Here is a 25,542-nt window from a genome sequence, read left to right on the forward strand (position 1 = left end):
ATTTCCTGCCTTACCCCTGCAGATCATCCTCACGCCGAGCCTCATTCGGCCCCCGCAGATGGTCGTCGATGTCCCCAAGCTTCTCGGTAAGAAAGTGGATCTTGCGCGAGAGTGCCTGAATCTCCGTTTCAGCGCGGCGATTGACTTCGAAGTCGAGCTCACTGCGCAGGCGGTCCTTGGTGTCCTGCCGGTTCTGGCTCATCATGATGACCGGCGCCTGAATCGCCGCGAGCATCGAGAGAAACAGGTTGAGCAGGATGAAGGGGTAAGGATCCCACGACTTGCCGTGCATCGCTACGAGCACGATGCTGAGAATGACGTATCCGATCATCGAGCTCAGGAAGAGGATGATAAAGGTCCACGACCCGCCAAAGCTGGCGACGATGTCGGCAATGCGTTCTCCGAAGGTCTCCTGCTCGTCGATCAGCTCATTGGCATTACGCATGGCGCGGGTGCGGATGACGCCCTGTGCGGAGTGGATGTCGCGCGCCAGTACCGTCATCATATCCAGGCCGGCCATCGGCTTCTTGGTGAGTAGAGCCTCGATGTCGTTGCGGTCGACTTCGAGGCAGGTGGTGGCCTCGGTCGCGATAGCCGTGGTCTGGTGGGTCGTATTTTCCAGCATGGAGGCGAAGCCGAAGAAGTCGCCGTGGTGTGGCTCGGAGAACAGAACTTCCTGACCGTCCTCGTCGATCAGCGTAACCTCGACAGCGCCCGAGAGCATCACGAAGGCACGCGTACTCGGTTCGCCGGCTTTATAGATACGCTGCTTGGCCGTGAAGTCGCGCAGTTCGACCTGCTGGGCGAGCACAGCGATCTCGTCGTCATCGAGCAGGGAGAAGAGTGGAACGTGGCGGAGTTCGTAAGGTTTGCAGGCCATAGGTATCGATCAAGGGTGAAACGTGAAAGCAGAATAAAACAGGAGATAAAAAAGCAGAACAAAACGGAAGATAATTTGAGACTACCGGTTCGGCTGGTTGCTGACGATCTCCTTCCCGCCATTTTTCACGAGAATGTAAACAGGCCCCGGCAGCGCGGGCAGGTTGCGAGGTTCGTCGGTAAGCGACTGCCATAGGAAGATGCGCTGCGACCCCGTCCACTTTTGCGCGATGGATTGCGGCGTCTCAAAGATTGGCGGAGCGTCAGGAAAGAAGCTGCCGTACCAGAGGTTGGAGCTGCGGCCCTCGAGGATGTGGAGATCGTCCCTCTTGAGATAGAACCCAAGTGTCGATCCGGACTCATACTCTCCGTGGATCGCAATCATGTCCTGCGACCGCACCTGTGGCGCTATAGCCTTCGCCAGCTCTGCCGAACCGATCACTGGAGCGAAGGTCTGCAAGCCGAGATGAGCGGCAAGCAGGAAGCCAAAGGCTCCCCCAGTCAGTGCGAGGTTCGCGGAATGGAACTTGGACTTCTTATGCAGGAGCAGCGCTACGAGTGGCCCCAGGAAGAGACTCAGCGCAGCCAGCGCAAGCGGTATGCGAAACAGCCCAAGCGCCTGCGTATTGAGGTCGAGAAAGTGACCCATACTGAGAGCGTAATCACCGGGGTTTTGCTGCAGAAGCTGCGCCAGATCGGTGTTGGGCGCGGGCGCTTTCGTGTGGAACAGAAAGTAGACGCTGGCCGAGGAGAAGATTGCACCCAGGACGAGCAGAGCCGCGAGGCAACGGTTGGCTGAGCGCCGATGAGCCTGAGCCTCTGGTTTCGTGGGCATCTGATAGGCGAGCCAACCGGCAATGAGCATTGCGACCGCCGGAAGAGCGGGCAGCACGTAGTACTCCTGCCGCGTAGAAAGTGAGAAGAAGAGCAATACAAAAGCTGCCCACACGGTGCAGAGCAGAAGCCCCCTTCGCCTCAGTGGCAGGTCATGCCTCCGAAGCTGGCTCCGCCATTTGTCGTTTCGCCAGGGGAGCGCCCATTCGGCAGCCTTGAACACGAACGCCGACCACGGCATCATCCACACGAAGCACAGGCCCCAGAAGAGCCACAGCGGCGCGGTGTCGTAGTCGTGAGGCACACGCAGGTTCAGATAGCGCAGCACATGCTCGTTCATGAAATAGAACCAGAACCAGCCGCGCACATTGCCGTCCGTAGGCAGCGGGACCTGCCAGTGACCGTTGACGAAATGAAACGGCGTCGGGTGCCCCTGCGTAGGGTTTGCGAGTCCCGCGAGGATGTGCCACGGCGCGGCGATCAGCAGAAACGCCTCCAGAGAGGCCCACGGATGCAACTCGCGCAGCCGGCGCAGCGTTCTCCGCACTCCACGCGTCAGCAGCAGGTACACCAGCACGATGCCTACCGGAAAGACCACGCCGATCAGACCCTTGGTCAGCACATTGAGCGCACAGGCCGCAGCAAAGCCTCCACAGAACAGGCGTAGAGGTTGAGCGTGCGTCGCCTCGAGCTCCTCGGTGCGCCAGAAGCAGTAGAGCGCGAGCGAGATCCACAAACATACCCCGGCATCGGGGATGGTGATGCGTGTGAAGATGAAGATGCCGAAGCTCGAAAGCAGAATCAGCGCCGCATACAATCCCGCACGTGCGCTGTGCAACAGCCTCCGCGCAAAAGCCTCGAGGAGCAGTGCCAGTGCCAGCATGGCAAGCGCCAGCGGCAGCCGTGCGGCAGCGGCTGATACCCCAAAGACCTTCATGCTCGCCGCCATCGACCAGTAGAGCAGCGGAGCCTTTTCCAGATACCGAATCCCATTGGCGTAGAGCGTCACATAATCATGGCGCAGCAGCATCTCCCGCGCGACTTCGGCATGTACGGAGTCGGCGTCATCCAGCAGCGGCGGCGCGAACAGCGTGAAGCTCGCATAGAACGCCAGCCACAACAGCAGCACGCTGAACAGGGTGGAACGCGGTCGCGGGGTCACCTGAAGCATCGCCTCAAGTGTAAGCTGTGGGGCCACAGCATTTCTCCTGAAGGTATATCCGGGGCTGACGGTGTTCGCGCCGTTTTCCTGCGAAGAAAACGGCATTCACGAATCTTTCTGAGGCTGCAGCATCAGGAGAAATGCTTGGTCAGTTAGACTGAGGCCCGATGAGTAATATGCGGCCAATCCGTGCAGGACAACAGTTAGTGCAGCTCGCAGGAGCCCCAGCCAAAGACGGCCCACCTGCCGAGCTGATCTTTGGCGAGTGGTATCCAGCGCTGCGCGCGGACACGCTCCGGCGTGAAGACACGGCTGTGACGATGCTGCTAGGCATTCCCCTCCTGCTCGGCCGCAAGAGTGATGGCCAGCTCTTCGCCATGCGCGACCTCTGCCCGCACCGCGGCATACCGCTTTCGGCGGGCTGGTTCGACGGCGAGACCGTGCAGTGCAAATACCACGGCTGGCGCTTTGAACCCTGTAGCGGCCAGTGCCAGGAGATCCCTTCGCTCACCTCGCACGATTCGCTCGAGCCGACAAAGATCTACGCGAACTCATTCCCGGTAGCCGAGCGCGACGGTTATGCCTGGGTGTATGTGCCGGAAGCCGGCGCTGGCCGTGTGACCGACGAGGCCGCCTTGCCTCCTGTCCCGGAGCTCCCAAAGTTCGGCCCCCGCTTTCGCAGCGCCCATCTGCAGGCCGAACTGCCCTGCAACGTGGACCACGGCATCATCGGCCTCATGGACCCGGCACACGGCCCCTTTGTGCATCGCGCGTGGTGGTGGCGCAGCGCGGCGAGCATCCACGAGAAGACCAAAAAGTTTGAGCCCATAGAGAACGGCTTCAGAATGTCGCCGCACGCGCCGTCCTCCAACAGCGCGCCGTATCGCCTGCTGGGCAAGCCGGTGACGACCATCGACTTCGTCCTCCCCAACCGCCGCTACGAGACGATCCTCGCAGAGAACGCGCGAGGCAAAAAGCGCTGGTTCGCCTCACTGACGACAGTGACGCCGATCACAGCATCCACCTGCCGCATTGACGTCATCGCAGCCTGGGACATCGCCTACCACGTACCCTTCATCACGCCGATAGCCCGTTACTTCGGCGCAAGATTCGTCCAGCAGGACCAGCAGACGATGATCGAACAGGCACGCGGCCTACGCTCCAACCCCGGCCTCATGTTGATCGACGACGCCGACAAACCAGCCAAATGGTACTTCGCTCTCAAGCAGCGCCGGCTGAAGGGCATCGGCGAGCATCCGCTGCAAGGCCCAGTCGAGCTGCACTGGCGGAGCTGAGGACGGACAGCTCTTGCCGTCGCTCTTGGCGGGGAGGCCGGCGTTGCTTTTGCTTTTCTTTTTGTCATTCCCGTAGGGAATCTGCTTCTGTAGTTGTCGTTGCTGTTGCTGTTGCTGTTGGGAGTAGCAGCGGCCTTTAGGCCGCGGAAACAGAGCAAAACTCTCTTGGGCTTCAGCCCCGGGTTTTGCTTTTGTATCACCCCAAAATCGTCATCCTGAGCGAAATAGCCCGCGCACTTTGCGGGCTATGTAGTCGAAGGACCCCGAAGGACTTTACGTCACCTCAGCGGATTGCACCTTTTCGACCGATGCCTCCGTGGTGCTGGAGCAGCAAGAGTCTCTTGATTTCGCATAGGCTGTCAGTTCGGCGTGGGTGTCTGGACGTGATCGACAACGAACACGCTGAAGGATTCTTTATGAGGAACAAGCTTAAGACCAAGCTGCTCTTCTACTGCGCTAAAAATAGGCGGGGCGTCGGAGGGGCTTGAAGACGCATCCCCATCCGCGCGCAGGTCTGTTCGGGCCCACTGTAGATCGATATCGTACGTTCCCGCTAAACCCGTTTTGTCTAAGACCGGTCGGCCCAACATGGCCTGCAAAGAAGCTGCGAGATCCTGGATTGTTCTCGCTCCACCTGAAAGCCACGTCCGTGTGGTGAGCAGGTTGCATATAGGCCGTTTCCCCGTGACCGATACGGGGCTCTTCGGTATTCCATCGACCTCTGGACGGCCATTTGTGGCCCAGGCCGCGCAGTCCATGTTGGACTTATGAAGCTGTGGCCCGAGATGCTCGTCCTTCCTTGCGAGAACAAGGTCGTACGCTGGGATGACGCGTTGCTCCGCATGGAGCTTCAGGTCGAATCGCTCGGCGAGCAGTTGTTGCTCCATCAAGTGAACGTCGTGCAGTTGCAGGTTTGCCGTTGGAAACGTGCCGATGACGTCATAGGACTTGTCCCAAATCCAGTCTGGCGCACCGATGAGCTGATGAGCTTTGATCTCATAAGCATCCAGAATAAGAAAACCTAGGGGTACGTTCGATGCGATGAATCGATCCGGAAGCCGATGATTGAGGTTGGAATCGGTCGTCTCTGAAGGGTTCGACTTTACCGAGGCGACCTCGAACTGGGGCGTTGTGCTGGGGGATCGTGCCTGCGCCCCGCTTGGCAGCGTACTGAACCAAGCGAGCGAGTACACCGCGATGTGAGAAAGAGGGACTAATAGCTTTCGCATCGAAGTCTGCTCCAACAAACGTGAAGTTCGCGAAAATGGATGCCGATTTCCACTCGCAATTATCCCATCGGCGAAACTTACTTTTCGGGCAACGGCCACCCCGAAGACGCATGAGGACATCCATGCGTCTCAGCTCAGAAGCTAAAACGCCCGCACACCCTCTTCCACCACAAGATCATCCACGGCGATATTCAGCGCCAGCCCCAGCTTGCGAAAGCCCTCGCGCCACTCACGCGACCAGTAGTTGCTATCGCTGCGGCGCAGCAGGTCATTCCAGATGTTCTGCGCCTGCCACAGGTTTACCTCCATCGGCAGCGTGCGCAGGCTCTCGGCAATCGTGACGGTCTCATTCAGCACCGCCGTCGTCTGCTGCTCGACCGCACCCTCCAGCCGAATCATGGTGCGCTTCATGCGCTTGTCCGCCGTAAAGCCCAGCAGTTGCGCGTCGAGCTTTACCCCATCGAGCTCCGCGCTGCGCAGCAGCCGTGCAACCTCAGCCGTATCGTAGCTCTCCGCTTCGAGCGCCTGCCGCAGCCCTGCATTGAGCGCGAATCTCGCGGTCAATGCCAGCGCCGGCGGTGCGGCTACATTCGACTCCGCGAGGAAGTGCAGCAGCGTGGCATGTTCCTCGTAGATGCGTGTCAGCGAACTCTCCACCTCCGAGAGTGTCTGATCCAGAATGCTCTTCAGGATGCGGTGCTGCTCGTCGGCGAACAGCGAAGCCAGGGAGTAGAGCGTCCCGCCGAAGTAGCTGTCCATCAGCCGAATCAACTCCGGCAGATTGGCGCGCTGGACGGTCGCGCTCCCTTCTTCGACGAACGCCGTCCACGCCGCTTCGTCTTCGGGGACATACCGCTTCACTGCGGCAGAGAGGTTCTGGTCGCCGAGATGCAGCACCGCGAAGCAAACCTCTTCGGTCTCTTCGGTAATTCTGGAGCGCAACGCAGCCCTGCCCAGTGCGACTCTGCCTCGACCCGAGGTCAACAAGTCGTAGCTGTGGCGATGGATGTCGAAGCAGAAGAGATCGCCGGTGTCAGGATAGTTGCGGAACATCGAACTGATGGCGTAGTGCGCGCCCACATGTTCGAGATCCAGCCGCGAGCCGATGACGTAGCGGTTGTAGACCTCGGCACCGTCGCCAATATCCGGCACATTGCTCTTGGCGCGCGCGAGAATGGCAAGGAACTCGGCTTCGAGCGCGGCGGCGGATTCACCAAACAGCTGAGTGGCGAGCTGAATCACGCGTCCGGCATAGGCGATGATCTGCACGGTTTCAATGCCCGAGATGTCATCGAAGAACCAGCCGCAACTGGTGTACATCAATTGGGTATGGCGTTCGAGCTCCAGCAGCTCGAACGCGGTAACCCGCTCGGCGACCGTCAACTCGTGTTCGGCATGTTCGTCGAAGAACCTGTCGATGTTGGCCGAACTGCGCTCCAGCACGACCTTGATGTAGGCATCGCGAGCCTCCCACAGGTCTTTGAACAGCGGCTTCGCGACAGTCTCGGCGAGCGGCGCGGTCTTGTCGCGCAGCAGGTCGAGCGCTTCGCGCAGTGGGCCGCGCCACTGCTGTTGCCATCCCTGCCTGCCTCCATTGCAGCCGCAGTTCGAACGCCAGCGCTCGACGCCATGCGCGCAGCTCCACGAGGTGTTATCGACGACCTCGGCCTCCCACTGCGGCGGATACTTCGCGAGAAATTCGCCGTAGTTGGTGAGCGTGGCGAGCTTGTTCTCCTCGATCCAGTGCAGCGCGTAGCTCAGGGCCATCTCGCCGTGTTTGTGATGGTGGCCGTAGCTCTCGCCGTCGGTGGCGACATGCGCGAGTTGCGGCTCATTGGGAGCTTTATCTTTGCGCAGACCGCCGGCCAGGCGTCGCCCGAACTCTTCGCCGGAGTTCAGCAGACCCTCAAAGGCAATGGCGCGCGAACCTGGGCCGTCGTAGAAAAAGACTGCGATGGAACGGCCTTCATCGAGCTGGATCAGGTACGGATGGGTTGGGTCGACGATGGCGTTGGGCGTTTCGGTCCACGGCACGCCGGTCGCTTTGAAGAGGGCGGCTTCCCCTAACCTCCGCACCCGCGCGCACTGGTGCGGTGCGAGCACGGTGTACTTGATGCCCTCCTGCGCCATCAGGTTGAGTACGGAACGGGACACGGCGGTCTCAGCCAGCCACATGCCCTCGGGTTGGCGGCCGAAGCGATGCTCAAAGTCGGCGATGCCCCAGCGGATCTGGGTCCGGGCGTCGCGCTCGCTCGCCAGCGGCATGATGATGTGGTTGTAGACCTGCGCCAGGGCGGACCCGTGGCCCGAGTGGTGCTCGGCGCTGGTGCGGTCGGCGTCCTGGATCATCCGGTAGGTGCGCGGTGCGAAGTCGGCCAGCCAGCTCAGCAGCGTGGGGCCGAAGTTGAAGCTCATCCGCGCGTAGTTGTTCAGGATGCGAACGATCTCATGCTGTCGATTGGTAATCCGCGAGGCTCCGTTGGGGGCATAACACTCGCTGGTAATCCGCTCATTCCAATCGTGGTACGGAGCGGCAGAGTCCTGCACCTCGACCGTCTCAAGCCAGGGATTTTCGCGCGGCGGCTGATAGAAGTGGCCGTGTACGCAGACGTAATGTGGCGGCGGTGTAGAGATCTGGTCCTTGGGGTCGGTGGAACTCTGGATACGAGCCTTTGGCTTGGTCATGGCTCTGCTAAGGATATCGCGGGAACGTGCTCCATTTGTAGAATCAAGCGCATGAATCGTCGCTCGTTTATGGCTACTGGTGCTGCGTTGGTGGGGAATGAATTTGTCCGTCCAGGAGATGTCTTGGGTGGAATAGCTGTGGAAACAGAAGCCGCTGGGATCCCCATGAAACCGGTAAACCTCCTCGTGTCCACATTTGGGCCGATGGCCTCCTACTTGCTTATGGCAAAGACTTGGCGGTCGATTGCAAGCGGTGTGAGTGTTGGTTGTCTGTAAGGTTTCCAGTGTCGTGACCGGATAAAAGTTTTGTCGTTGTCGTTGTCGTTGCTGTTGCTGTTGCTGTTGCCTTTGTTTTTCTAGTTGTCATTCCGAGCGTAGCGAGCGAACCTGCTTCCTCCCGCTTTTCGCTCGTGCCACCACAAACGCATCGAGACAGACCGCAACGACAATCGCCATCCAATAAACCGCAATATCCTGCACCGAGAAAACCCGCCCCAGCAGCAACTTCCCCGCAAGCGTAAGCCGAAACGCATCAAGCCCCGGCGAGTGATACAGCTTGAAGCACTCAACCACCGCCGCTACGGCCGCTGCCAGCAATCCCAAAAAACGCGGTGCTTTTTGAGGCAGCAGAAAAGCAACAAGCCAATAGACCATAACGGCCCACAACGCCGAGCCACCGTACTTAACAAGGACCGCGGGAAGACCAAGCGGCGCCATCCTCCAGACCAATCCACAGACGACTGTGACGAGTGCCAAGACCCCGCAAACGACCCGACGATGTGTGACTGGCGTCACGATCTGCTTTCTTCGCATCCCGGAACGTCAGCCAGACTCTCAAACACCATCAGACCCCGCTCCTTCGCAAGACGAACATCTTCATCGGCTCCCTTCGAGGCGCCTGGAAGTCTCAGCACGGCATCACACCGGCTCAATAACCGGTTCGCGATCGGATACAGGATCTCATCGTAGACAGCATCCCCAGGCCGTTCCGAACCGGCTTCGCGAAGCAAAGGCAGAGCAATCCACTCCCCAATCATCGGAATGTGCCCCGCACGATAAAGCGGCAATGCAACAGACTCGAGCGCGCGAAGGTTTTTCGCCATCCGTTCGGGATCGTCACCAGTACCGGAGCGGTAGGGACCTGCGATGAGAATCATGAGCGAGCGTGCAGCCATGTTATGCGGCCTTTCTCGTTGGTTCGAACAGGTGAATGCAGGCGTACTGCAGTAGCATGATCGTTTTGCCGTCGACGATGTCGCCGCTCTCGATAGCCTTCATCGCGCTCTCCATAGAGAGCTCAAGAACTTCAATGTCCTCGCCCTCGGCATGTTTGCCTCCACCGAGACTGGTCTTATCGCCGCTGTCGTATTCAGCAACAAAGAAGTAGAGCTTCTCGGTGACAGAGCCAGGACTCATGAACGCTTCGAAGACCTTCCGCACGTGGTCCACGCGATAGCCAGTCTCTTCTTCCACCTCGGCCTTGATCCGTTCTTCTGGAGTGGCCTCATCCAGGAGACCCGCCGGTGTCTCAATCAGCAGGCCCGGATGACCGTTCGCAAACACCGGAAACCGGAACTGGCGGACAAGGACAACGGTGCGCCGCGTCAGGTTGTAGAGCAGGATCGTCGCGCCGTTGCCCCTGTCATACGTCTCTCTGCTCTGCTGCTGCCAGGTTCCGTCTCTGCGTTGAATCTCAAACGTAGTTTTCTTGAGTACGTACCAATCGTCAGCGAGCGTTTCGACCTTCTTGATTCGCAGGCGCTCTTGCATCGATGGCGGAACTAACGAGTTCGTCATGCTGTCGACAATATCGTGCAATTTCGTGCAAGGTCAAGTATTATCGTGAATAGCGCCTATGTTAACCACTCATCGAAAGCAGCAGATCCTATCGCTCCTCAAGCGAAACGGGCAGGTCATCGCGAAGGATGTAAGCCAGTCCATGGGCGTGTCGGAAGACACGATTCGACGCGACTTGCGAGAGCTGGCGCAGGAGGGACTCCTCCAGCGCGTCCACGGCGGAGCTCTCCCCTCATCCCCCGCCATCGCGGATTTTGCAGGACGTGAGCAGCTCACCCCGGACGGCAAAATCGCGATCGGCCGCGCGGCAGCAAAGATGATTCAACCCGGACAGGTGGTGATCCTCGACGGGGGTACGACGGCAAGGCAGGTGGCCCGGCACATCCCGTTGGACTTAAAGGCAACGGTCGTCACGCACAGCCCGACGATTGCCCTGGAGCTCGTGAATCATCCTGACGTGGAAGTCATCCTCATCGGCGGGCGCATGTTCAAGCATTCTGTCGTTGCGGTCGGAGCGGTCGCCATCGAGGCCATCGCCCAGATCCACGCCGACACCTACTTCATGGGAGTCACCGGCATACACCCGAAGACCGGCTTGACCACAGGCGACTACGAGGAAGCCGCCGTGAAGCGAGCCCTGAGCCATGCTGCGGCAGAGACGATCGTGCTGGCATCCTCTGAAAAACTCAACGCCGCCTCGCCGTATGCCGTTATCTCCCTCGCAGAGATCAGCGGCATCATCACCGAGCAGGGCGCAGCCGCAGCCCTGACACGGCCCTACGAGAAGCTGAAGATTGTTGTCACCCGAGCTTAGCGATCCAGTGATTCCACGTGAGGCTTACTCCGGCTGCACCGTCTTGCCTGCCGCAAGGTCGCAAGCTCGATACATATACCAGCTTGCGACCGAGCACCACGGAGCCCACTTCTTCGCCCGCTTCTCGATCTGCTCATGCGTAGCCAGCAGGTCAGGAGTGACCTTCTGCGCAGGCTTGAGGCCGAGATAGGTCAGCGCATACCCTTTGCGGATGCCATAGTCGCTCACCGGCAGGACATTGGGACGGCCCAGGCGGAAGATCAGCATCATCTCGACGGTCCACTTCCCGATGCCGCGCACCTGCGTCAGGTGCTCGATGATGTCCTCGTCGCTCATGCGGCGAATACGAGCCATCGTGGGCACGGTGCCGTCGAGCGTCTTGGCGGCGAGGTCGCGCAGCGCCAGCGACTTATTGTGCGAGAGTCCCGCCGCGCGAAGCTGCTCATTGGGGCAGTCGAGCAGGTGCTGCGGCTCAGGATGATTGCCGATGCCACAGATCTCCGCAAACGACGCCAGCAGCCGCGCATGAATCGTCGCCGCCGCTTTCCCGTGCAACTGCTGGTAGATGATGGACTCCGTCAGCGCCTCGAACGGCGACTGCTGTCCCGCCAGCCGCATCGTAAACGGCCCCGCTTTGGCGATGAGTTTCGCCAGCTTGGGATCGGCAGCCGATAGCGCGGCGACGGCTTCGGCAGGATCGTAAGGTAGTTTGCGAGTAGGGCCGGAGCGTGGGCGAGGCATCCGAGAATCATAATAGTGATTCGCACAGTAAAATCTGCGCATGATCGCCCGAGTGCAGGAAACTACAGAAGGGTTCGTGATTGTGATTCCTCAGGCCGAAGCTGAAGCATGGCAACTGAGGGAAAACTTTCCTTTGGAAGTGCATCGTGTTGGGTCAACCTCGGAAAGAGATACACCAGAGGCGATCAAAGCGAATGTTGAACAAGCGATGCAAGCCTATCAAGACCCCCTGCCTCTTCATGAAGAGGCCTATCGCGAGCTCGCGAAGGGCCCCGAAGGTCTCGGTCCTCATGACGATCTGTAACCAAAAAAATCCTCAACCGAACTCGGACCATTGTGGACGGAATTTAGAAATCTGGTTCCGCGCGATTAAGCGCGAATCGCCCCGTCATTACTGGAGATTCTGCTCGAATGTAAATCTAAACTGCTCGTTTTCCCGGTCGATAATCGCTGTTTGTTTCGACTATCGAACGTAAGTGCCGCGCAGACAACCTTTGCGTAACAATCCGGCTGTTATACTCGATTTTTCACAGGCTCGTTTTCACCCTTTGGAAACACCTAGTCGCGGTATCTTAGTGAGTGAGTGCAAGTTCCGAAGGCGCAGGTCCCCCAGGCAGTCGGTTTGTTAGCTCAAACTCCACAGTTTTTTTGATGCAGAGGAAGCAGGAACGCACTCATGGCGCAAGTATTTGACCGCAGTTCGAACGCACTGGCTCGCGCGAGCTTGGTGCTGACGGGCTTGATCGTCATCGCGCTCGGTGTGGCGCTGAACTCCTTGCAGCGGTCGCCCTGGGTGACCAAGCAAGGTCAGCGACCGGACCAGCCCGTCCCTTTTAGCCACAAGCACCACGTTGAGGGTCTTGGGCTCCAGTGCCAGTACTGCCACGTGTCCGTGGAAAAGAGCTCGTACGCCGGCATCCCGCCGACCAAGACCTGTATGAACTGTCATTCGCAGATCTGGACCGACGCGCAGCTTCTGGAGCCGGTACGGCACAGCTGGGCTACCGGCGAATCGATCAACTGGATTCGCGTTCACGATCTTCCGGATTACGTGTACTTCAACCACGAGATCCACGTGAACAAGGGCATCGGATGCGCAAGCTGTCATGGACGCGTCGATGAGATGCCGCTGATGTATCAGCAGAACACCTTGCAGATGGAGTGGTGCCTCAACTGCCATCGCAACCCGGGAGTGAATCTCCGGCCCGCCAGCGAGATCTACAACATGGCATGGGCTGGCCCCTCGTCTGACAAGCCAGTTTGGTGCACTACGACCGGCAAGGGTGGACCGACAGCACAGGGCGTATCCTGCGTCACCAAAGACCCCAACAATTCCAATCCTGAAGTTGCGCAGGTGGAAGCCCCGAAGGTTGGTGCTTCAGGCCAGTCGCAGGTTGTGTCCGATGCCCCGGCTATGACAGCAATGTCGCCCGCCGTCAGTTATCAGAGGTTCACCAGCCAGGCTGACCTCGGTCACTTCCTGATGGACAAGTACCACATCCGCACAGCCAACGAACTGTCGAGCTGCGAGGTGTGCCACCGATGAAAGAACTAGTTGGAACCACACATATGGGAACCGAGCCTACGATGGCAGAGGGCAAGCAGGCACAGGTCATAACGACCATTGCGCCTGCAAAGATGACGCTAGCCGAGGTTCGCGCCAAGCTCGAAGGCAAGACCGGCAAGCGCTTCTGGAAGAATCTGGACGAGCTCTCCGATTCACCGCAGTTTCAAGAGCTGATGCAGGAAGAATTTCCCCGCCAGGCGGGAGCCGGCGAGTGGGTTGATTCTGTCAGCCGCCGCGGCTTCCTCAAGGTCATGGGCGCGAGCTTTGCGCTCGCCGGCCTCGCTGGTTGCACCAAGCAGCCCGATGAGCCCATCTTCCCCTACGTCAAGCAGCCCGAGGATCTGATCCTCGGCAAGCCCATGTACTTTGCGACCGCACATCCCTTCCCGACCGGAGCAGTTCCCGTGTTGGTCAAGTCGGATGCGTTCCGTCCCATCAAGATCGAGGGCAACCCCGAGCACCCGATGTCCAAGGGCAAGTCCGACGCCTATACTCAGGCGACGCTGCTTGACCTGTACGATCCCGACCGCTCGGTGCAGCCGAAGTTCCGTGGTGAGCCCGCCCAGTGGGGCCAGTTCCAGCAGGAGTTTGCCAAGGCAGTCGCTGGCACCAAGACCGGCGAAGGCGTCTACTTCCTGAGCGAGACCATCACCTCTCCGACGCTTGCCGCCCAGTGGAAGCAGGTTGCGGCGAAGTATCCGCAGGCTAAGCTGGTGCAATATGACGCCGTGAACGGCGACCATGCTCGCGCCGCTTCGAAGGCCGCCTACGGCGACTACCTCGACGTGCAGTACAAGCTCGAAGAAGCCGATGTGATCCTCGCATTGGACGCCGATTTCCTCGGCGGCATCGCATTCCCCGGCTTCCTGCCGATATCGGCGGCATACGCCGAGCGCCATCGCTTTGAAGCCGGCAAGACGATGAATCGTCTCTATGTCGTCGAGACGATGCCCACGGTGACCGGCTACAAGGCCGACCATCGCCTCGCGCTGAAGCCCAGCGAGATTGAAGCCTTCTCGGCTGCGTTGGCTGGCGGCGGTTCTACTCTCTCCAACCCCGATGCCCAGAAGTTCCTGACCGCCGTCCTCGACGACCTCAAGAAGTCTGGCGGCAAGGCTGTCGTCGTCGTCGGTCCGCAGAGCCCGGCCTCCGCTCACGCCGCAGCGCACGCATTGAATGCGAGCCTCGGTGCGGTCGGCAAGACCGTTGTCTACACCGAGTCCATTGCGCCGATTCCAAGCGAGCAGGGTGCTGATCTCAAGTCACTCGTCGCCGACATGTACAACGGCAAGGTACAGTGGCTGGTACTGCTCGGCGTCAACCCGCTCTACAACGCGCCCTCCGATCTCGAGTTCACGACGGCCTTCAACAAGGTGCCGGTCACGGTGCATCTCGGCTCGCACGTCGATGAGACAGGTTTCTACTCGACCTGGCACATCAACAAGTCGCACTACCTCGAGAGCTGGTCGGATGCCCGTGCCTATGACGGCACCATCTCGATCGTTCAGCCGATGATCGATCCGCTCTACGGCGGCAAGAGCGCGCACGACGTGCTGCAAGCTCTGCTCGATCCTTCCGTCAGCGCGTACGACGCGGTTGTGGCGAACGCCAAGACCTACATCACCGGCGACTTCCCTACCGGCTGGAAGAAGGCGCTGCACGACGGCTGGGTTGCAGGAACGGCCTTCTCGCCCAAGTTGGCGGGCGTGCCTAAGACTGCGCCGATTACAACCTCCGCTCCAACTGCCGGTGCCATCGAGATTAGCTTCCGCCCCGATCCTTCGATCTACGACGGTCGCTACGGCAACAACGGCTGGCTCCAGGAGCTTCCGAAGCAGGTCACGAACATCGCCTGGGACAATGCTGCGCTGATGAGCATGGATCTCATGGCCAAGCTCGGCATCGAAGAGAACGAAGCCATCGAGCTCAACCTGAACGGCCGCAAGGTGATCACGCCCGTCCTGATGACACCGGGCCACCCCGACGACGCAGTCACCGTTCACCTGGGATTTGGCCGCCGTGTTGAAGCCGGACGTGTGGGTGCGGGTGTGGGCTTCGATGCCTATTCCTTGCGTACCTCCGACGCTCCTCTCTCGGCTGCCGGTCTTACGGTTGCCAGAGGCAAAGGAACCTACGATCTCTGCGTCACCAAGGTGCACAACATCGAGCACCGCGGCTCCTATGCGCAGCGCGATCTCGAGCACCCACTATCGGATAAGGAAGGCACCTACTCGCTGGCTGGGCATGAGGCGATGGAGCGGTCGATCATCCGCTACGCCACAGTCGCCGAGGCTACTGCCAATCCGAAGTACGCCTCTGAGGGTGCCAGCGGAACCTGGGTCAACAAGGTTGGTTACAACCCACAGGGTGAAGCGCCGGAGCACGGCGACAGCTTCTTCCCCGACTCCTGGCGCTATGACCACACCGCAGTTGTCGGTGCCGGTCAGAAGGTTCTCCAGAACTCCTGGGGCATGTCGGTTGATCTGAACTCCTGCATCGGCTGCAACGCCTGCATCGTGAGCTGCTACGCGGAGAACAACATCCCCGTCGTTGGCCGCGAACAGGTCAAGATTGGCCGTAACATGCAGTGGCTGCGCATCGACACCTACTTTGAGGGCGATCTGCATGCTCCCAAGGCGCACTTCCAGCCGATGATGTGCCAGCACTGCGAAAACGCGGGCTGCGAACAGGTCTGCCCGGTCGGTGCAACGGTTCACACGCCCGAAGGCCTCAACACGATGGTCTACAACCGTTGCGTAGGCACCCGTTACTGCTCGAACAACTGCATGTACAAGGTGCGCCGCTTCAACTTCTTGCTGTACTCAGACTTCGACACCGAGAGCCTCAAGTTCATGCGCAACCCAGACGTCTCGGTTCGTTCGCGCGGCGTCATGGAGAAGTGCAGCTACTGCATCCAGCGCATTGAGGCCGTCAAGATCGAAGCCGACAAGAACAATCGCGCCATTGCCGACGGAGAGATCGTCACGGCTTGCCAGCAGGCATGCCCGACAGACGCGATCATCTTCGGCAACATCAACGATCCGAACAGCCGCATCGCGAAGAAGAAAGCCGAAGAGCGCGAGTACCAGGTGCTGGCCGATCTGAACTTCCGCCCCCGCACGACGTATACGGCAGGCGTTATCAACCCGAACCCGGAGCTTGCATAGCATGGCAACCCAAGGTCCTATCCACGATCCTGGTCATGTAGACCCCATGATCGACCCGCAGACGGGTGAATATGCCGTCATCGCGCCGGGCCACAACTTCACGAGCGTGACGCGGAAGATCGCCGACATCGTCCTGACGGCCAATACGCCCTGGGCGTGGACGGGCGGCCTGTTCCTCGCCGCGACCGTAGCGCTGGGTGTCGTCATCGGCGTTACCTGGCTCGTCCTCAAGGGCGTCGGCATCTGGGGTGTCACCATCCCTGGCGCCTGGGGATTCGCCATCATCAACTTCGTCTGGTGGATCGGTATCGGCCACGCCGGAACGTTGATCTCGGCCATCTTGCTGCTCTTCAAACAGACCTGGCGCAACTCGATCAACCGCTTCGCCGAAGCGATGACGATCTTTGCCGTCTGTTGCGCGGGTCTCTTTCCGCTGCTGCACGTCGGTCGTCCGTGGCTCGGTTACTGGCTGCTGCCGTATCCGAACACGATGAACATCTGGCCGCAGTTCCGTTCGCCTCTGGCGTGGGACGTCTTCGCGGTCTCGACCTACGCGACGATCTCGGTGGTCTTCTGGTACATCGGTATGATCCCGGACTTCGGCACGCTGCGCGATCGCGCCAAGCTGCCGCTGGCCAAAGCCTTCTACGGTTTCCTCGCACTGGGCTGGCGCGGTTCGACCCGGCACTGGATCCGTTATGAGTCGGCTTCGCTCCTGTTGGCCGGTCTTTCAACGCCTCTCGTGCTCTCGGTGCACACCACCATCAGCTTCGACTTCGCGGTCGCAGCCATGGCTGGTTGGCATACGACGATCTTCCCGCCCTACTTCGTTGCCGGCGCCGTCTACTCAGGCTTTGCGATGGTGCTTACCCTCGCCATCCCGATCCGCAAGTTCTATCACCTGGAAGATCTGGTTACGCTTCGCCATCTCGATAACATGGCGAAGGTCATGCTCACGACCGGCTCCATCGTGGCCTACGGTTATGGCATGGAAGTCTTCATGAGCTGGTACTCGGCCAGCCACTGGGAGTTCTTCATGATGTGGAACCGTATGTTCGGCCCCATGGGCTGGGCCTACTGGATCCTCATCCTGACCAACATCGCGATTCCGCTGACCACCCTTTGGTCCCGCAAGCTGCGCGTCAACGTCGGCTACCTGTTCTTCCTGTCCTTCGTGGTGAACATCGGTATGTGGTTCGAGCGCTTCGTCATCGTCGTGACCTCGCTCTACCGCGACTATCTGCCGTCGAGCTGGGGAACGTACCGCGCTACCAAGTGGGATTACATCCTGTTTCTCGGAACATGGGGTATGTTCACCTTCCTGTTCCTGCTGTTTGCGCGCTTCGCTCCCATGATTCCGATGTCGGAGATCCGCATGATGCTGCCGCAGACCAAGGTCCACCCCCCTGGCGTGCTAACCGCCGATAAAGTTGTTGAGGAGGCCCTCTGATGCCGGTTTACGAGGGAGTTTACGGTCTTATTGCTGAGTTCAATACGCCCACCGAACTGGTGAACGCGACTAAGGCGGCACACAACGCCGGCTACCGCCGCATGGAGTGCTACACCCCTTATCCCGTGGAAGAGGCAGCGGAAGCGCTGCACTTTCACAAGACGGGTGTGCCGCTGATGTGCCTTCTTGGCGGCATCATGGGACTCATCACCGGTTACGGCATGGAGATCTGGGTCAACGTGTGGGGCTATCCGCTCAACATCGCGGGCCGTCCGCTGTTCAGCTGGCCGGCATTCGTGATTCCAGGCTACGAGTGGACGATTCTGTTCGCGGGTCTCTCGGCAGCGTTCGGCATGCTCGCCCAGAATGGCCTTCCGCAGCTCTACCATCCGCTCTTCAACGCGGCGAACTTCCGCGATGGCGCGACCACCGATAAGTTCTTCCTCTGCCTCGAGGCACACGATCCGAAGTTTTCGGTGACCGAGACCAGGGTGTTTCTCGAAGGGTTCTCTCCTGTCTCCGTTGTGGAGGTGGATCACTAATGCAGAGTCACGACACAGCGAACAGGAAACAGGAAACAGCGATGCGGGTAGCACGTGCAGTGACGGGGCTTTCGGCGATGGCGGCGATGCTGGTTCTCGCCGGCTGCCGCCAGGACATGCACGATCAGCCCAAGTTCTTTCCGCAGCGCGGAACGACCTTCTATACGGATGGCCGCTCTGCGCGTCCGCAGGTAGAAAACACCGTGGCGCGTAATCAGCTTCATCAGGATGCCTACTTCTTCACCGGCCTGCAGGACGGCAAAGAAGGCGATGGCCTTCCGATTCCTCTGACCACCGAAGTCATGCAGCGCGGCCAGGAGCGGTACAACATCTACTGCACGCCCTGCCACTCACGTGTAGGCAATGGCGACGGCATGATCGTGCAGCGCGGCTACCGCCCTGCCGGCGACTTCCATACCGATCGTCTCCGCAATGCGCCGCTCGGCCACTTCTTCAACGTCATGACCAACGGCTACGGTGCGATGCCGGACTATGCCGCACAGTTGACACCCGAAGATCGCTGGGCAGTTGCAGCCTACGTTCGGGCGCTGCAGCTCAGCCAGAATGCGAAGCAGGCCGATGTTGCAGCGGGCCAGCACGTGCAGGACCTGCACGATATCGCGAAGGACGAAGGCATGCAGCCTGGGTTTGCCGATCCATGGGGTCTGCCGTCCACGGCAATCTATGGAACGCCGAACAATCAGGACAACGGTATTCCGGGACAGAACATTGGCACGGCTCCGGCAGCAGCGGCAAAGACTGCGCCGACAGCACAGCCGAGCGGAACCAAGCAGTAGAACAGATTTCGAAACTTCTGGAACTTTGAAGGCGACTGACGAATGTCACTTGAACACGAACATCACGGAGCGGATTTGACGCACGGAAACTCGGGGCACCACGGCCCTAATGGGCCTAAGCAGCTGCCCAGCGTGTTGGCCACGCCTGCCGTCGTGGGCGCCTGGCGCACCCGCGCCGCCATCGTTGCGGTCGTCTTTGGACTTCTCTCACTCGTATTTCTAGGCAGTCATGAAGGCCGCAATCACCTCCTGCGCGCCTACCTGATGGGCTACATGACATGCTTCAACTTCTGCGGCGGCGCGTTGGCCTTCCTGATGGTGCAGTATGTGTCCGGCGGTAAGTGGGGCCAGATCCTGCGTCGCCCGCTCGAAGCCATGACCCGCACCTGGTGGCTACTCGTCGTATTGTTTCTGCCAGTGCTGTTTCTGATGAAGCACCTGTATGTCTGGGCAGCCTTCCCGAACAAATCGGCTCTCTTGAACGCCTACCATCAAGGCCTCATCACTCACGAACAGCAGCTGACTGCCGCCTCGAAGCTCACCATGCTGAGCCCGACAAGCGCCGTGGTCGAATTCTTTATCGTGTTCGCCTTTATGGGCCTGGTCATCACCCTGCTCAACCGCTGGTCGGTGCAGCGCGATGCCGACCCGCAAGCCGGAACCGTGGCGAGCTTTGACAAGTGGCGCGTCCGCTTTGAGAACCTCTCCGGCCCGTCGATCCTGCTCTACGTCATCCTGATGTCGATGTTCGTCATCGTCTTCGTCAAGTCGCTGGACGTCACCTGGTACTCCTCGGTGTACGGTCTCCAGTTCCTCGTCGCACAAGGCTACGCGGTCCTCGCACTCGGCATCCTGACCCTCATCCTGCTCTCGCGCTACGAGCCGATGAAGACGATGTTCCGCACCACCGAGCAGCACGATATGGGCAAGCTGGCCTTCGCCTTCGTGATGCTGAACATCTACCTCACCTTTGCGGAGTTCCTCATCATCTGGTCGGGTAACCTGCCGGACGAGATTCCCTGGTACCTGCACCGCATTCATGGCGGCTGGTGGTATATCTGCACGGCAGACGTCATCTGCCACTGGGTTATCCCCTTCTGCATCCTGCTCTCGCGCGACATCAAGCGCTCCAAGAGCAAGATGATCTGGGTGACCGCGTTCATGATCTTCGCCCGCTTCATCGACATGTTCTGGCTGATCGAGCCAAACTTCAACGATGCCGCCGGCAACCTGCACCTCGCGGGCAATTTCGGAATTCTGGCCTACGTCACAGTGCCGATCGCGGTCGTCGCGGTCTGGGTGTTCTTCTACCTGACCGAGCTGATGAAGCGGCCGCTGATCAACGTGAACGACCCGCACACGGAAGAGCTTTTGGAGCCTGAGCATGCACACTAAAGGAAACGATCCAGGTCGCCCGGAGGGCACCAGCCCGCATCCGCCGCATTCGCGCGATGCGGAACATCCCGGCTACGAAGTACAGGACGTCAACTCCGGCGGTATCGCCACGTTCCTCGCTGGTCTGTTTGGTACGGTGCTGATCTTCTTCGTCTTCTGCTTCTTCATGGGCAAGGCGATCAACTACTTCCTGTTGGATCAGGACAAGGCACACGGCGCAACGAACAAGTGGCAGGCGAATCTGTCGCAGCCCGGCGCAACCCCTCACGGTGACAAGCGCGAAGACCTGAGCTCGAATGCTGAGATGGAGCAGAAGGGGTTGCAGAGCATGACCCAGGCCTTCCCGACACCGCGGCTGGAGACGGATGACGGAAACCAGGACATCGCCGATCTGCACGCGAAGGAAGACCTGCTGCTGGATCACTACAGCTCATCGACCGATCTGCCTCAGGGTGCAGTTCGCATTCCTATCGATCGCGCGATGCAGTTGATCGTGCAGCGCGGCCTCGGTTCGGCTCCCGCAGCGCAAACACCACAGTCTCTGATGGCTGGCGAGAGTGCGCCGGTCGTTCAGGCTCCGCTAACCAACGGCTTCGCCCGTACCGGCTATGAGCTGGAGACGATTCAAGCCCGCGAAGAGAAGAACGACTTCAATCGGGCAGAAGCAAAGAAAGACTAGCTTCTAGCTAGAAGCTAAGAGCTAAAAGTTAGCAGTACCGAAAGAGAGCAACGAGTGAATGCAGGGCGCACAATCCGGAAGCAGGCAGGCAACGCAAAGACCTTTGCGTTGATGCTCGCCCTCGCGTGCGCTCCACTCTCGGCGCAGGTTTCGAGTTACGGGGACAAGTCCACCGGCCAGAACACCGGCGACCAGCTTCCACAGGTCTTGCAGAAGGTGCAGGTTACGCAGCACCTCAACGCGCAGCTCCCGCTGGACGCGCCCTTCGTCGACGACACCGGCGCTCCTGTAACGCTGGGCAAGTACTTCGACGGCAAGCACCCGGCCATCGTTTCGATGGTGTACTACAACTGCCCGATGCTGTGCTCGGAAGAGATGGACGGCCTCGTAAGCGCGTTGTTGATGGTGCATCTGGTTCCGGGCAAGGACTTCCAGATCGTCGTGGTCAGCATCGATCCAAGCGAGACACCACAGCTTGCAGCTCAGTACAAGGCGCGCTACGTAAAGCGCTACGGACATCCGGAGACGGCTGACGGCTGGCACTTTCTTACCGGGCAGAAGCCGGCCATCGATGCGATGACGGGCATAACTGGCTATGGCTATACCCGCGTCCCCGGTCCCGACGGCACGCTCTCGCAGTTTGCGCATGCCAGTTCTATCGAGATCGCCACGCCGCAGGGCCGGCTGGCGCAGTACTACCTCGGCGTTGAATACTCGCCCAAAGACATTCTCCTGGGGCTGATCGATGCCTCAGGCAACAAAATCGGTTCACCTGTCGCCAACATCCTCACCTACTGCTATCACTACGATCCGCAAATCAACAAGCACTCGCTGATGGTGGCGCGGGTCGTGCAGTTGGGCGGCATGATGACAGTGGCGGGCTTGGGCGGCTTCATGTTTCTGATGTTCCGGCGCGACCTTCGTCTCGGACGCGACCACGACACACCTCAACCGGATGACAATGACAACCGGCGGAACGGATAAAGGCTAACGATGGGAATTAGTCCAGTACTGTGGCAATTTTTGGTGAAGTGGCTTCACGCCTCGGCCCTCTTTCCGGCTGAAGCGTCAACCATTTCGCCGTACACTGACGCGCTCTATTTCTTTTTGCTGTTGATGACGATCGTCGGCCTCATTCTCGTCGGCGCCCTCATCTTCGGCTTCTCGGTTCGCTATCGCCGCGAGAAGAACCCCGTCGCCACGCAGGTCGAAGGTTCGACTCTGCTCGAGGCTACGTGGACGATCATTCCGCTGGCCATCTTCCTCGTCACCTTTGTGTGGGGCGCGCTGCTGTACTTCCGCATCTACGATCCACCCGCCAATGCGATGAACATCTACGTCGTCGGCAAGCAGTGGATGTGGAAGGCCGAGCACCCCGGCGGACAGCACGAGATCAACGCGCTGCACGTCCCCATGGGTCGTCCGGTCCAGCTCACCATGATCTCGCAGGACGTGTTCCACAGCTTCTCGATCCCCGACTTCCGCGTCAAGCGCGAGGTCATCCCGGGCCGTTACACCACGGTCTGGTTTCAAGCCACCACGCCCGGCACCTACCACATCTTCTGCACCCAGTACTGCGGCACGCAGCACTCCGGCATGATCGGTGAAGTCACCGTGCTCTCGCCGGATGACTACCAGAAGTGGATTCAGCAGTCGACCAGCGGCATGAGCCTGGCGCAGAACGGCGAGCGGCTATTTGCCAGCATGGGTTGCAACGCCTGCCATAGCGGCAACGCCGCAGCTCGCGGTCCGAACCTCGCTGGTGTCTACGGCTCCAAGCTGACGCTCACCAACGGCAGCCAGGTGCTGGTGAACGATGCCTATCTCCGCGATGCGATCCTGAGTCCGTCACAGCACATCACGGCAGGATATTCTCCAATCATGCCTACGTACCAGGGGCAGATCAGCGAAGACGGCCTGATCGACCTGGTCGAGTACATCAAGAATTTGCAGTCGAACTTCCGGGTGCAGCAGACTCTGATGACATCGGAGTCCAATCAGGCAGCGCCCACAACGCCCACCGAGGGCACAACGTCTGAAACGGTGAAGCCATGAGTACCAGCGTCCCCACTTTGCACACCATCGTCTCTCTGCCTGACCAGAGCACGGCCACGCTCCCGAAGAAGCACTACATCAACAACGAGCACGGCTTGTTGAGCTGGCTGCTGACCGGCGACCATAAGCGCATCGCGATGCTGTATCTGATCTCGATCACGTTCTTCTTCTTTATTGGCGGAGCGTTCGCGGGTCTTATCCGGCTGGAGCTGCTGACGCCTCAGTCCGATCTCGTCGCGGCGGATACGTACAACAAGTTCTTCACCATGCACGGCATCATCATGATCTTCCTGTTCCTGGTGCCGTCGGTACCGGCGACCCTCGGGAACTTCCTGATTCCGATCATGCTGGGTGCCAAGGACCTTGCGTTCCCCAAGATCAATCTTCTGTCCTGGTACCTCTACCTCATCGGTGGAACGCTCACGCTGGCTGCGCTGGTGCTGGGCGGAGTCGATACCGGCTGGACCTTCACCACGCCGCTCTCGACGCACTACCTGAACACCCACGTCCTCACCGCGGCAACAGCCATCTTCATCGCTGGGTTCAGCTCGATCTTCACCGGCTTGAACTTCATCGTGACAATTCACCGTATGCGCGCCCCAGGCATGACCTGGTTCCGCATGCCGCTGTTCGTCTGGTCCAACTACGCAGCCTCGATCCTGATGGTGCTCGGAACCCCCGTACTCGCCATCGCTATCGTGCTGGTCGCTCTGGAGCGCTTGGTCGGCATCGGCGTCTTCGATCCCGCCAAAGGCGGCGATCCGCTGCTGTTCCAACATCTCTTCTGGTTCTACTCGCACCCGGCCGTGTACATCATGATTCTGCCCGGCATGGGCGTGATCTCCGAGGTCATCTCGACCTTCAGCCGCAAGCGCGTCTTCGGCTACACGGCGGTCGCCTTCAGCTCGGTGGCCATCGCGCTCTTCGGCTTCTTCGTGTGGGCGCACCATATGTTCATCATGGGCGTGTCGAACTACTCGGCGCTGGTCTTCTCGCTGTTGACCATGCTCGTCGCAGTCCCGTCGGCCATCAAGATCTTCAACTGGGCGTTCACGCTGCAGAAGGGCTCGATTACCTTTGAGACCCCCATGCTGTATGCCTTCGGCTTCATGGGGCTGTTCACCATCGGCGGCCTGACGGGCGTCTTCCTCGGCTCGCTGGGTATGGACATTCACCTGACCGAGACCTACTTCATAGTGGCGCACTTCCACTTCGTCATGGTGGGCGGCATGTTGATGGCGTTCCTCTCGGGCATCCACTTCTGGTGGCCGAAGATGACCGGGCGCATGTACCCCGAGTCGTTGTCCAAGCTCGCCGCTGTCGTCACCTTCATCGGCTTCAACCTGACCTTCCTGCCGCAGTTCATCCTGGGCTACCTCGGCATGCCACGCCGCTACGCAGCGTATCCGCCCGAGTATCAGGTGCTGAACGTGCTCTCGACTGCAGGTGCTACGGTGCTGGGCGTCGGCTACATGCTGCCTCTGCTGTACCTCGGCTGGTCGCTGAAGTACGGTGCGATCGCGGGCAATAACCCGTGGCAGGCAACCGGTCTCGAGTGGCAGATCCAGTCGCCGCCATTGACCGAAAACTTCATTGAGACGCCGATCGTAGACTATGAAGCCTACGACTACGAGTGGCTCGAGAAAAAGCAGAGAGAAGAGGTGACGACCGTTGGATAACGTGATCGCGACCCACCCCCACACGCACGAGACCGCGGTCCCAGCCGAGCACGAGCACGTCGTGCTGCCGCAGCACCGTCACCACTTCGAGACGGAAGAGCAGCAGCGCGAGGCCGGCAGCTTCGGCATGTGGCTCTTCCTGCTGACCGAAATCATGTTCTTCGGCGGCATGTTCTTCGCCTACTTGCTCTACCGCAACTGGTACTACCCGGCCTTCACCGTCGCTTCGAACCAGTTGAACGTGCCGGAAGGCGCGGCCAACACGGCCATCCTCATCACCTCGGGCTTCTTCATGGCGCTGGGTGTATGGGCCGCCGAGGTTCGCAAAAAGGGTCTGCTCGTCGTCATGCTCATTCTCACCACGCTCTTCGGCGTCGCCTTCTTAGGCGTCAAGGCAGACGAGTATCACGAGAAGTACGAGAAGCATCACATTCCGGGTGCCAGCTTCAGCACCGCGATGTTTACCAACCCTGCAGCCTATGGGTTGAAGGAAGAGCCGCTCGCACCGGACATGGCCGAGCACACGCAGATCTTCTTCTTCCTGTACTTCGCGATGACCGGCATGCACGCCCTGCACATGATCATCGGTATCGTGATCTTGTTCTGGCTCACATGGAGGGCGCATCGAGGCGAGTTCAGTGCCGGATATGTTGCGCCGATTGAAAACTTCGGGCTGTACTGGCACTTCGTCGATATTGTGTGGCTGTTCCTCTTCCCACTGCTCTATCTGATCAACCGTCACCCGCTGAAGTAACGCCGATCTATTCGAATTGAT

At 59.7% G+C, this 25,542-nt stretch carries 22 protein-coding genes; 14 read left to right on the plus strand and 8 right to left on the minus strand.

Annotated features, from left to right (window positions below; translation table 11 throughout):
- Positions 1-10 precede the first annotated feature (10 nt).
- Complete coding sequence (locus tag GSQ91_RS03350; RefSeq protein ID WP_158819837.1) at positions 11-880, minus strand: DUF1003 domain-containing protein; 870 nt, start codon at positions 878-880, stop codon at positions 11-13.
- Positions 881-961: 81 nt separating this feature from the next.
- Positions 962-2,980 carry a glycosyltransferase family 39 protein gene (locus GSQ91_RS03355; RefSeq protein WP_254064342.1) on the minus strand — a complete coding sequence of 673 codons (2,019 nt, stop codon included), beginning with the start codon at positions 2,978-2,980 and terminating at the stop codon, positions 962-964.
- 71 nt (positions 2,981-3,051) lie between these two features.
- Between GSQ91_RS03355 and GSQ91_RS03360 the strand changes: the two genes are divergently transcribed.
- Positions 3,052-4,170 carry a Rieske 2Fe-2S domain-containing protein gene (locus GSQ91_RS03360; RefSeq protein WP_254064343.1) on the plus strand — a complete coding sequence of 373 codons (1,119 nt, stop codon included), beginning with the start codon at positions 3,052-3,054 and terminating at the stop codon, positions 4,168-4,170.
- A gap of 359 nt (positions 4,171-4,529) precedes the next feature.
- Here GSQ91_RS03360 and GSQ91_RS03365 read toward each other — a convergent pair whose 3' ends face one another.
- The 5 genes from GSQ91_RS03365 to GSQ91_RS03385 all read right to left on the minus strand — a co-directional run bounded on the left by GSQ91_RS03365 (position 4,530) and on the right by GSQ91_RS03385 (position 9,881).
- Positions 4,530-5,399 carry a TIGR03435 family protein gene (locus GSQ91_RS03365; protein WP_158819839.1) on the minus strand — a complete coding sequence of 290 codons (870 nt, stop codon included), beginning with the start codon at positions 5,397-5,399 and terminating at the stop codon, positions 4,530-4,532.
- 141 nt (positions 5,400-5,540) lie between these two features.
- Positions 5,541-8,084 (minus strand): DUF3536 domain-containing protein, encoded by a 2,544-nt coding sequence (locus GSQ91_RS03370; RefSeq protein ID WP_158819840.1) that lies wholly within the window; start codon positions 8,082-8,084, stop codon positions 5,541-5,543.
- A gap of 363 nt (positions 8,085-8,447) precedes the next feature.
- A complete protein-coding gene (locus GSQ91_RS03375) occupies positions 8,448-8,879 on the minus strand; it encodes a DUF2809 domain-containing protein (RefSeq protein ID WP_254064344.1) in 432 nt (143 codons plus the stop codon).
- Positions 8,876-9,259 (minus strand): DUF4406 domain-containing protein, encoded by a 384-nt coding sequence (locus tag GSQ91_RS03380; RefSeq protein WP_158819842.1) that lies wholly within the window; start codon positions 9,257-9,259, stop codon positions 8,876-8,878. The genes GSQ91_RS03375 and GSQ91_RS03380 overlap by 4 nt, the downstream gene beginning before the upstream one ends.
- A gap of 1 nt (position 9,260) precedes the next feature.
- Positions 9,261-9,881: an NUDIX domain-containing protein gene (locus tag GSQ91_RS03385; RefSeq protein WP_216845047.1), complete on the minus strand. Its 621-nt coding sequence runs from the start codon at positions 9,879-9,881 to the stop codon at positions 9,261-9,263.
- A gap of 58 nt (positions 9,882-9,939) precedes the next feature.
- On the opposite strand from GSQ91_RS03385, the gene GSQ91_RS03390 reads away from it, so the two are divergent.
- Positions 9,940-10,695, plus strand: a complete 756-nt coding sequence (locus tag GSQ91_RS03390; RefSeq protein ID WP_158819843.1) for a DeoR/GlpR family DNA-binding transcription regulator — start codon at positions 9,940-9,942, stop codon at positions 10,693-10,695.
- A gap of 24 nt (positions 10,696-10,719) precedes the next feature.
- On the opposite strand, the gene GSQ91_RS03395 is transcribed toward GSQ91_RS03390, so the two are convergent.
- Positions 10,720-11,436 (minus strand): DNA-3-methyladenine glycosylase, encoded by a 717-nt coding sequence (locus tag GSQ91_RS03395; RefSeq protein ID WP_158819844.1) that lies wholly within the window; start codon positions 11,434-11,436, stop codon positions 10,720-10,722.
- A gap of 40 nt (positions 11,437-11,476) precedes the next feature.
- Here GSQ91_RS03395 and GSQ91_RS03400 point away from each other — a divergent pair, with 40 nt between their 5' ends.
- The 12 genes from GSQ91_RS03400 (at position 11,477) to GSQ91_RS03455 (ending at position 25,521) form a co-directional block, all read left to right on the plus strand.
- A complete protein-coding gene (locus GSQ91_RS03400; RefSeq protein WP_158819845.1) occupies positions 11,477-11,740 on the plus strand; it encodes a hypothetical protein in 264 nt (87 codons plus the stop codon).
- A 372-nt stretch (positions 11,741-12,112) separates the two neighbouring features.
- On the plus strand, positions 12,113-12,982 hold the full coding sequence (locus GSQ91_RS03405; protein WP_158819846.1) for a cytochrome c3 family protein: 870 nt from the start codon (positions 12,113-12,115) through the stop codon (positions 12,980-12,982).
- Positions 12,979-16,170, plus strand: coding sequence for a TAT-variant-translocated molybdopterin oxidoreductase (locus GSQ91_RS03410; protein ID WP_158819847.1), 3,192 nt, complete (start codon positions 12,979-12,981; stop codon positions 16,168-16,170). Before GSQ91_RS03405 ends, GSQ91_RS03410 begins: the two co-directional genes overlap by 4 nt.
- 1 nt (position 16,171) lies before the next feature.
- A complete protein-coding gene (gene nrfD / locus GSQ91_RS03415) occupies positions 16,172-17,620 on the plus strand; it encodes an NrfD/PsrC family molybdoenzyme membrane anchor subunit (RefSeq protein ID WP_158819848.1) in 1,449 nt (482 codons plus the stop codon).
- On the plus strand, positions 17,620-18,162 hold the full coding sequence (locus tag GSQ91_RS03420) for a DUF3341 domain-containing protein (RefSeq protein WP_158819849.1): 543 nt from the start codon (positions 17,620-17,622) through the stop codon (positions 18,160-18,162). The genes nrfD and GSQ91_RS03420 overlap by 1 nt, the downstream gene beginning before the upstream one ends.
- Positions 18,163-18,203: 41 nt before the next feature.
- Entirely contained in the window at positions 18,204-18,959 is a 756-nt protein-coding gene (locus GSQ91_RS03425) for a cytochrome c (protein WP_158819850.1), read from the plus strand.
- Positions 18,960-19,001: 42 nt separating this feature from the next.
- A complete protein-coding gene (locus GSQ91_RS03430; RefSeq protein WP_158819851.1) occupies positions 19,002-20,354 on the plus strand; it encodes a hypothetical protein in 1,353 nt (450 codons plus the stop codon).
- Positions 20,344-21,033, plus strand: coding sequence for a hypothetical protein (locus GSQ91_RS03435; RefSeq protein WP_158819852.1), 690 nt, complete (start codon positions 20,344-20,346; stop codon positions 21,031-21,033). The genes GSQ91_RS03430 and GSQ91_RS03435 overlap by 11 nt, the downstream gene beginning before the upstream one ends.
- A 54-nt stretch (positions 21,034-21,087) precedes the next feature.
- On the plus strand, positions 21,088-22,017 hold the full coding sequence (locus GSQ91_RS03440) for an SCO family protein (RefSeq protein WP_371417078.1): 930 nt from the start codon (positions 21,088-21,090) through the stop codon (positions 22,015-22,017).
- A 9-nt stretch (positions 22,018-22,026) separates the two neighbouring features.
- Positions 22,027-23,088, plus strand: coding sequence for a cytochrome c oxidase subunit II (gene coxB, locus GSQ91_RS03445; protein WP_158819853.1), 1,062 nt, complete (start codon positions 22,027-22,029; stop codon positions 23,086-23,088).
- Positions 23,085-24,767 (plus strand): cytochrome c oxidase subunit I, encoded by a 1,683-nt coding sequence (ctaD, locus tag GSQ91_RS03450; protein ID WP_158819854.1) that lies wholly within the window; start codon positions 23,085-23,087, stop codon positions 24,765-24,767. Before coxB ends, ctaD begins: the two co-directional genes overlap by 4 nt.
- Entirely contained in the window at positions 24,760-25,521 is a 762-nt protein-coding gene (locus GSQ91_RS03455; RefSeq protein WP_158819855.1) for a cytochrome c oxidase subunit 3 family protein, read from the plus strand. Before ctaD ends, GSQ91_RS03455 begins: the two co-directional genes overlap by 8 nt.
- Positions 25,522-25,542 lie beyond the last annotated feature (21 nt).

Source organism: Granulicella sp. S156 (genome assembly GCF_009766105.1).
GTDB lineage: Bacteria > Acidobacteriota > Terriglobia > Terriglobales > Acidobacteriaceae > Granulicella.

Coding starts and splice junctions, on each gene's coding strand:
- GSQ91_RS03410 (WP_158819847.1), top strand. CDS start 12,979: ATGAAAGAACTAGTTGGAACCACACATATGGGAACCGAGCCTACGATG.
- GSQ91_RS03430 (WP_158819851.1), top strand. CDS start 19,002: ATGTCACTTGAACACGAACATCACGGAGCGGATTTGACGCACGGAAAC.
- GSQ91_RS03425 (WP_158819850.1), top strand. CDS start 18,204: ATGCGGGTAGCACGTGCAGTGACGGGGCTTTCGGCGATGGCGGCGATG.
- GSQ91_RS03360 (WP_254064343.1), top strand. CDS start 3,052: ATGCGGCCAATCCGTGCAGGACAACAGTTAGTGCAGCTCGCAGGAGCC.
- GSQ91_RS03355 (WP_254064342.1), bottom strand. CDS start 2,980: ATGCCGTTTTCTTCGCAGGAAAACGGCGCGAACACCGTCAGCCCCGGA.
- GSQ91_RS03370 (WP_158819840.1), bottom strand. CDS start 8,084: ATGACCAAGCCAAAGGCTCGTATCCAGAGTTCCACCGACCCCAAGGAC.
- GSQ91_RS03350 (WP_158819837.1), bottom strand. CDS start 880: ATGGCCTGCAAACCTTACGAACTCCGCCACGTTCCACTCTTCTCCCTG.
- GSQ91_RS03395 (WP_158819844.1), bottom strand. CDS start 11,436: ATGCCTCGCCCACGCTCCGGCCCTACTCGCAAACTACCTTACGATCCT.
- ctaD (WP_158819854.1), top strand. CDS start 23,085: ATGAGTACCAGCGTCCCCACTTTGCACACCATCGTCTCTCTGCCTGAC.
- GSQ91_RS03405 (WP_158819846.1), top strand. CDS start 12,113: ATGGCGCAAGTATTTGACCGCAGTTCGAACGCACTGGCTCGCGCGAGC.
- GSQ91_RS03385 (WP_216845047.1), bottom strand. CDS start 9,881: ATGACGAACTCGTTAGTTCCGCCATCGATGCAAGAGCGCCTGCGAATC.
- nrfD (WP_158819848.1), top strand. CDS start 16,172: ATGGCAACCCAAGGTCCTATCCACGATCCTGGTCATGTAGACCCCATG.
- GSQ91_RS03365 (WP_158819839.1), bottom strand. CDS start 5,399: ATGCGAAAGCTATTAGTCCCTCTTTCTCACATCGCGGTGTACTCGCTC.
- GSQ91_RS03390 (WP_158819843.1), top strand. CDS start 9,940: ATGTTAACCACTCATCGAAAGCAGCAGATCCTATCGCTCCTCAAGCGA.
- GSQ91_RS03420 (WP_158819849.1), top strand. CDS start 17,620: ATGCCGGTTTACGAGGGAGTTTACGGTCTTATTGCTGAGTTCAATACG.
- GSQ91_RS03435 (WP_158819852.1), top strand. CDS start 20,344: ATGCACACTAAAGGAAACGATCCAGGTCGCCCGGAGGGCACCAGCCCG.
- coxB (WP_158819853.1), top strand. CDS start 22,027: ATGGGAATTAGTCCAGTACTGTGGCAATTTTTGGTGAAGTGGCTTCAC.
- GSQ91_RS03380 (WP_158819842.1), bottom strand. CDS start 9,259: ATGGCTGCACGCTCGCTCATGATTCTCATCGCAGGTCCCTACCGCTCC.
- GSQ91_RS03400 (WP_158819845.1), top strand. CDS start 11,477: ATGATCGCCCGAGTGCAGGAAACTACAGAAGGGTTCGTGATTGTGATT.